Below are 6,991 nucleotides of genomic sequence, written 5' to 3'. Positions count from 1 at the left end.
GGGCCGGGGGCGTGCGCGGCACCGGCACGTACGAGGAGATCGAGGCGCAGCTCGTGCTGCGGGCGGTCGGCTATCTGGGCGTGCCACTGSCGGGTCTGCCGTTCGACCCGGCGACGGGGACGGTCCCGCACGCGGCGGGCCGGGTGCTGCGCGACGGCGTGCCCTCGCCCGGGGAGTACGTGGCGGGGTGGATCAAGCGCGGTCCCACCGGCGTCATCGGCACCAACCGCCCGTGCGCCAAGGAGACGGTGACCTCGCTCCTGGCGGACGCCGAGGTCCTGGCGCGGCGGCCCGTCGAGGGCGAACCCGTGGACGCCATGCGGGCGTCGGGGCTGCGGCCGGTCCAGTGGCGGGGCTGGCGGGACATCGAACTGGCGGAGGCGGCGCTCGGCCGCTCGCTGGGCCGGGGCCCGGTGAAGATCGCCGACTGGGAGGGGCTGCTGGCAGCGGCGCTGGGCGCGCGCGGGGACTGAACGCCCGGCCGGAGGGCTGCCGGGCCCGGTAGCGGGGCGCGCACGGGAGCCGCGCGGCGCTCAGCCGTCGAGCCGCGCCCCCTGGAGCGCCGCCGCGTCCAGGATCCGTTCGAAGAGCCCCGGGAAGAGCTCCTCCAGATCGTCGCGGCGCAGCTCGTTCATCTTCGCGGTGCCCCGGTAGGTCTGCTGGATGACGCCGCTCTCGCGCAGCACGCGGAAGTGGTGCGTGGTCGTGGACTTGGTGACGGGCAGGTCGAAGCACGAGCAGGACAGCTCACCGTCGGCCGCCGCCAGCTCGCCGACCACCCGCAGCCGGACGGGGTCGGAGAGCGCGTGCAGCACCGCCTCCAGACGGATCTCGTGGCGCGCCGGGTGGTCGAGTTCGCGCTTGCTCGTTGCAGTGGACACATACGCATTGTACGAGAGGCATCGTAGTTTGACATCTCCCGTACTACGATGCGTATCGTACGAACCGGATCCGGCGCCGCCCCGTGGCGCCGCGGCCGTCCAGAATGGAGTCTGCCGTGCCTGCTGCCAGTGCCCTGTTCGAGCCCTACACCCTGCGGTCGCTGACGATCCCCAACCGGGTCTGGATGGCGCCGATGTGCCAGTACAGCGCCGAGGCGTTCGGTCCGGACGCCGGTGCGGCCCACGACTGGCACTTCGCCCACTACGCGGCCCGCGCGACCGGCGGCACGGGGCTGATCCTCGTCGAGGCCACCGCCGTCAGCCCCGAGGGCCGGATCTCCCCCGGAGACCTCGGCATCTGGAACGACACCCAGGCCGAGGCGCTGGGCCGGATCGCGCGGTTCCTCAAGGCGCAGGGCACGGTCCCCGGCATCCAGATAGCGCACGCCGGCCGGAAGGCCTCGACCGACCGCCCCTGGCGCGGCGGCGCGCCGATCGCCCCGAACGCCGAGGAGGGCTGGCAGCCGCTCGGCCCGAGCCCGGTGCCCTTCGACCCCCGCCACACCGTGCCCACCGAGCTGACCACCGATCAGATCAAGGAGATCGTCGGACAGTTCGCGGACGCGGCCCGGCGCGCGCGGGACGCCGGCTTCGAGGTCGTCGAGATCCACGGCGCCCACGGCTATCTGATCGGCGAGTTCCTCTCCCCGCACTCCAACAAGCGCACCGACGCGTACGGCGGCTCGTTCGAGAACCGCACGCGCCTCGCGCTCGACGTCACCGAGGCCGTACGGGAGGTGTGGCCCGAGGAGCTGCCGCTGTTCTTCCGGGTCTCGGCCACCGACTGGCTGGAGGAGGGCGGCTGGACCGCGGACGAGACCGTCCGCCTGGCCGCGCTGCTCAAGGAGCGCGGGGTGGACCTGCTCGACGTGTCGACCGGCGGGAACGCCACGGGGGTGCGCATTCCGGTGGGCCCCGGCTACCAGGTGCCGTTCGCGGCCCGGGTGCGCCACGAGAGCGGGCTGCCCGTCGCCACCGTCGGCCTGATCACCGAACCGGCCCAGGCCGAGAAGATCCTCGCCAACGGGGAGGCGGACGCGGTCCTGCTCGGCCGGGAGCTGCTGCGCAACCCGTCCTGGGCCCGGCAGGCGGCCCGCGAGCTGGGCGGCGAGACGCGCGTCCCGGAGCAGTACCTCATGGCCCGCTGACCGGCGCTCCGCCCCGGCGGGGCCCCTCGGTCCACCGCACGGCCCGCGCCGTGTTCCCGTACGGGTGAATGCGGCCGGGCCGCTCCCGCGCAGTGCCCCCGCCTCCCCTCCCACGCCCTGTGACCTGCGCGGACCCCCGCTTCGGGGGCCGCTGTCAGTGGTCGGGTGCAGACTGGCGGACATCCGGGACAACGGCGTTTTGGAGGGGTAGCGATGACCGACGTACTGCTCACTGTGGGGACCCGCAAGGGACTGTTCATCGGCCGCAGGCACGGCGGCGAGTGGCGGTTCGACGGGCCGCACTTCAACGCCCAGGCGGTCTATTCCATCGGGATCGACACCCGGCGCCCGGTCCCCCGGCTGCTCGTCGGCGGCGACAGCGCGCACTGGGGGCCCTCCGTCTTCCGCTCGGACGACCTGGGCGCCACCTGGGTGGAGCCACCCCGGCCCGCGGTGAAGTTCCCGGAGTTCACCGGGAGGTCGCTGGAGCGGGTCTGGCAGCTGCACCCGGCGGGCCCCGAGGCGCCCGACGTGGTCTACGCGGGCACCGAACCGGCCGCGCTCTTCCGCTCCGAGGACGGCGGGGAGAGCTTCACCCTGGTGCGTCCGCTGTGGGAGCACCCGACGCGCTCGCAGTGGGTGCCGGGCGGCGGCGGCGAGGGTCTGCACACCATCGTCACCGACCCCCGCGACGCCCGGGCGGTGACCGTCGCGGTCTCCACCGCAGGGGTCTTCCGCACCCGGGACGGAGGCGAGAGCTGGACGCCCGCCAACAAGGGCGTCTCGGCGGTCTTCCTGCCCGACCAGCACCCCGAGTTCGGCCAGTGCGTCCACAAGATCGCCCAGGACGCGGCCGACCCGGACCGGCTGTTCCTGCAGAACCACTGGGGGGTCTACCGCAGCGACGACGGCGGTGAGCGCTGGCAGGACATCGGCGAGGGACTGCCCTCCACCTTCGGGTTCGCCGCAGCCAYCCACCCCCACCGCCCGGACACCGTCTACGTGTTCCCGATCACCGCCGACTCCGACCGGGTCCCGGCCGGGAACAGGTGCCGGGTCTTCCGCAGCCAGGACGGCGGGCGAACCTGGGAGCCGCTGTCGGCCGGACTGCCCTCGCAGGCGCACTACGGGACGGTGCTGCGCGACGCCCTGTGCACCGACGACGCCGACCCCGCGGGCGTGTACTTCGGCAACCGCAACGGGGAGGTGTACGCGAGCGCGGACGACGGCGACAGCTGGCGCCTGCTCGCCTCCCACCTGCCCGATGTGCTGTGCGTACGTGCGGCGGTGGTCCGCCAGTAGAGTGACGGCCGTGGCAGCACGACCGTTGAAAGAGATCGTCGAGCCCGGGTGGGCGGACACTCTGGAGCCCGTGGCCGGAAGGATCGCCTCCATGGGCGACTTCCTCCGTCAGGAGATCTCGCAGGGGCGCACCTACCTCCCGGCCGGACAGCACGTACTGCGGGCCTTCCAGCAGCCGTTCCAGGACGTGCGGGTCCTGATCGTGGGCCAGGACCCGTATCCGACACCGGGGCACGCCGTGGGGCTCTCCTTCTCGGTCGCCCCCGAGGTGCGCCCGCTGCCGGGCAGTCTGGAGAACATCTTCCGCGAGATGCACACCGACCTGGGGCTGCCCAGACCCTCCACCGGCGATCTGACGCCCTGGACCCAGCAGGGCGTCCTGCTCCTGAACAGGGCGCTGACCACAGCGCCCCGCAAGCCCGCCGCGCACCGCGGCAAGGGCTGGGAGGAGGTGACCGAGCAGGCCATCCGCGCGCTGGTCGCGCGCGGGACCCCGCTGGTGTCGGTGCTGTGGGGGCGCGACGCGCGCAATCTGCGCCCGCTGCTCGGCGAGCTCCCGGCGATCGAGTCCGCGCACCCCTCACCCATGTCGGCGGACCGCGGGTTCTTCGGGTCACGGCCGTTCAGCCGGGCCAACGACCTCCTCGTCCGCCAGGGCGCGCAGCCCGTCGACTGGCGTCTGCCGTGACGGTCGCCGGGGACGGCGCCGGCGGGTGGGTGCTGGGGATCGACTCCGGCGGGTCCGGCGTACGGTTCGCGCTCGGCCGGGCCGACGGGGGCGCCCCGTCGGAGGTGTCGCTCCGCGACGAGCCGGTGCGCACGGGCCGTGCCGGGATCGACGCGGGACAGCTGCTCGCCCGATTGGTGCCCGCCGCCCGGGAGTTGCTGGACCGGACCGGTGCGGGCCGGGTGGCGGCGGTGGCCGTAGGCGCCGCCGGGATGGCCTCGCTCGGCGACGACCTGCGCGCCCGGCTGCCCGCGGGCCTGGCCGGTGCGCTCGGCGTGCGACGGCTGGCGCTGGCCGCCGACGCGGTGACGGCCTACGCCGGAGCGCTCGGCCAGCGGCCCGGGGCGGTGGTCGCGGCGGGCACCGGAATGGTCGCGCTGGGCACGGATCTGACGCGGTGGCGGCGGGCCGACGGCTGGGGCCATCTGCTCGGCGACTGCGGCGGCGGCGCCTGGATCGGCCGCGCGGGCCTGGAGGCCGCGCTGCGCGCCCACGACGGCCGCCCCGGCGGCTCGACGGCCCTGCTGACGCGCGCCGAGGCGCTGTTCGGACCCGTGGCGGAGCTGCCCGGTCTGCTGTATCCGCGCACCGACCGGCCCGCCGTGCTGGCGTCGTTCGCGCCGGAGGTGGCGCGCTGCGCCCCGTCCGACCCGGTCGCGGCGGCGGTCCTGCGCGGGGCTGCCCGCGCCATCGCCGAGTCGGCCGCGGCGGTCTGCCCGGACGTGCCGCCCGCGCGCGGGGAGGGCCACGTGAGAGGGCCCGGCCCCGGCACGGCCGACGACTCCGGCGCGAGCGGAGCGGCCCACGACGGGGCGGCCGAAAGTGTGAGCGAATGCGAAGTGGCGCTCACCGGCGGCCTGTTCCGTATGGGCGACCCGCTGCTCGTCCCCGTACAGGAGGAGCTCGACGCCCTGTTGCCGTCCGTCCGCAGAGTGCCCGCGGCGGGAGATCCGCTCGCCGGAGCCCTGCTGATCGCCTCGGCGCTGGCCCGCGACGAGCTGCGACTGCCGCACCATCCGCGCATGTTGTGGGTCACGACAGAGCGGGACACTTGAGGGCAATGTCACTCACGGGATAAATACGGACAGATACCGCTCACCTGACCCCTACCCGAACAGCCGCGCACGCAAAGCCAGTAGCATGCGGCGCCATGAGCTCCCCCACTGGGCCCGCATCCGGCCTGCCTGTACGAATGCCGCGACCCCGCCAGCCAGGGCGGCACCGCCGCCCGGAACCGGTGGTCGCTCCCGAGGGCGCGCCCGCGCTCGTCCTCGCCGTTCCCGGTACCCCCTCCCCCGCCGTGCGCGCCCTGGCGGAGGAAGTCATCAGCATCGCGCGCTCGGAGCTGCCCGGCCTCAACGCCCGGATCGGCTACCTGGACGCGGCCGACGAGGCCGCCGTGGAGTTCCCCCCGCTGGACGCCGTGCTCGCGCACACCGCCGCCGAGCGCACCGCCCGCTACGAGCAGGCCCGTGCCGCCGGTCAGGACGTCGCCGCGCCCGACGGCCCCGTCGCCGTCGTCGTGCCGCTGCTCGCGGGCCCCGACAGCGCCCTGATCCGCCGGGTGCGCCAGGCCGTCATGGACAGCCGTGCCGCCGCCGAGCTGACCGACGTCCTCGGCCCGCACCCGCTGCTCGCCGAGGCCCTGCACGTACGCCTCTCCGAGGCCGGTCTGGCCCGCGCCGACCGCGCCCGGCTGTTCACGGTGGCCACCGCCGCCGACGGCATCATCCTGGCGACGGTCGGCGGCGAGGAGGCCGTGCAGGCCGCCGGGATCACCGGCATGCTGCTGGCCGCCCGCCTCGCCGTGCCCGTGATGGCCGCCGCGCTCGACCAGGAGGGCTCGATCGCCGCCATGGCCGAGCAGCTGCGCGGCTCCGGTTCGGTGCAGCTCGCGGTCGCCCCCTACCTGATCGGCCCCGAGGTCGCGGACGGACTGCTGGACACCGCCGCCAAGGAGGCCGACTGCCTGGCCGCCGAGCCGCTGGGCGCCTACCCGGCGATCGGCAAGCTCGTGCTGTCGCAGTACGCCGCCGCGCTGGGCATCACGCCGCAGCCGCAGGGCTCCCCCGTGCACTGACGTACGGATGACGCGGATGGGCCCGCACCCCGGCCGGGGTGCGGGCCCATCCGCGTCCACGGGGGAGTTCAGCCGAAGACGACGCAGGAGGCCGCGGGGGCGGCCACCGAGCCGGCCAGGCGCGGGATGCCGCTCTCCTCGTAGAGGTCGAACCAGCTGACGTCGCCGGAGCGCTCGTTGGCCGCGTAGAGACGACGGCCCGTGGGGCCGAGGGCCAGATGGCGCGGCCACCGCCCGCCGCAGTCCACGGTGGCCACCAGGACGGCGTGCTCGCCGTCGGGATCGAGGGCGAGGGTCGCGATCGAGTCGTGGCCCCGGTTGGCGACCCAGAGGAACCGTCCGTCGCGGGCGACGACGACCTCGGAGGGGAACGTTTCGTCCGTCACGCCGTCGTGGATCACCCGGGTCTCCCCCAGCGGCTCCAGGGCGCCCTCGGCGGCGTCCCAGCGGCAGACGACGAGCGTGGGCTCCAGCTCGTTCAGGACGTACGCGTGGCGGCCGTCGGGGTGGAAGGCCAGATGGCGGGGGCCGCTGCCGGGGCGCAGCGCGGTCGTGCCGTGCGGGCGCAGCACGCCGCTGGAGGGGTCGAGGGCGCAGACCTCCACCGAGTCGGTGCCGAGGTCGACGCTCAGCAGCCAGCGCCCGCTGGGGTCGGGCAGCACCTGGTGGGCGTGCGGACCGGTCTGGCGCTTGGGGTGGGGGCCGGAGCCGTGGTGCTGGAGGACGTACGCGGCGGGGCCCGGGCGGCCGTCGGGGCGGAGCGGGAGCGCGGTGACGCTGCCGGAGGTGTAGT

7 protein-coding genes and 1 pseudogene are annotated in these 6,991 nt (G+C 75.0%); 6 read left to right on the top strand and 2 right to left on the bottom strand.

All coding sequences use genetic code 11. The annotated features are described in order from the left end of the window. Positions 1 to 473 (top strand): annotated as a pseudogene (locus tag ACJA3G_RS25980) (NADP oxidoreductase); the annotation flags it as partial. A gap of 60 nt (positions 474 to 533) precedes the next feature. On the opposite strand, the gene ACJA3G_RS25975 reads toward ACJA3G_RS25980, so the two are convergent. Continuing rightward, positions 534 to 881: an ArsR/SmtB family transcription factor gene (locus ACJA3G_RS25975; protein WP_406555469.1), complete on the bottom strand. Its 348-nt coding sequence runs from the start codon at positions 879 to 881 to the stop codon at positions 534 to 536. Between the two features lie 104 nt (positions 882 to 985). Between ACJA3G_RS25975 and ACJA3G_RS25970 the strand changes: the two genes are divergently transcribed. The 5 genes from ACJA3G_RS25970 (at position 986) to ACJA3G_RS25950 (ending at position 6,198) form a co-directional block, all read left to right on the top strand. Continuing rightward, positions 986 to 2,089, top strand: a complete 1,104-nt coding sequence (locus ACJA3G_RS25970) for an NADH:flavin oxidoreductase/NADH oxidase (protein ID WP_406555468.1) — start codon at positions 986 to 988, stop codon at positions 2,087 to 2,089. Between the two features lie 213 nt (positions 2,090 to 2,302). Further along, on the top strand, positions 2,303 to 3,391 hold the full coding sequence (locus ACJA3G_RS25965; protein WP_406555467.1) for a WD40/YVTN/BNR-like repeat-containing protein: 1,089 nt from the start codon (positions 2,303 to 2,305) through the stop codon (positions 3,389 to 3,391). Between the two features lie 10 nt (positions 3,392 to 3,401). Beyond that, the gene (locus ACJA3G_RS25960; RefSeq protein ID WP_406555466.1) at positions 3,402 to 4,079 is read left to right on the top strand and encodes a uracil-DNA glycosylase; all 678 of its coding nucleotides are present in this window, start codon (positions 3,402 to 3,404) and stop codon (positions 4,077 to 4,079) included. After that, positions 4,076 to 5,173, top strand: a complete 1,098-nt coding sequence (locus ACJA3G_RS25955) for an N-acetylglucosamine kinase (RefSeq protein ID WP_406555465.1) — start codon at positions 4,076 to 4,078, stop codon at positions 5,171 to 5,173. The genes ACJA3G_RS25960 and ACJA3G_RS25955 overlap by 4 nt, the downstream gene beginning before the upstream one ends. A gap of 95 nt (positions 5,174 to 5,268) precedes the next feature. Next, complete coding sequence (locus ACJA3G_RS25950; protein WP_406555464.1) at positions 5,269 to 6,198, top strand: sirohydrochlorin chelatase; 930 nt, start codon at positions 5,269 to 5,271, stop codon at positions 6,196 to 6,198. A 68-nt stretch (positions 6,199 to 6,266) separates the two neighbouring features. Here ACJA3G_RS25950 and ACJA3G_RS25945 read toward each other — a convergent pair. Continuing rightward, positions 6,267 to 6,991, bottom strand: a 725-nt coding sequence (locus ACJA3G_RS25945; protein WP_406555463.1) for a lactonase family protein, incomplete at its 5' end; no start/stop codon positions are given.

Source organism: Streptomyces sp. YS-3 (assembly GCF_045257485.1).
GTDB lineage: Bacteria > Actinomycetota > Actinomycetes > Streptomycetales > Streptomycetaceae > Streptomyces.
Note: the sequence above shows the minus strand (reverse complement) of the source record. Positions and strands in the feature narration are given on the sequence as shown.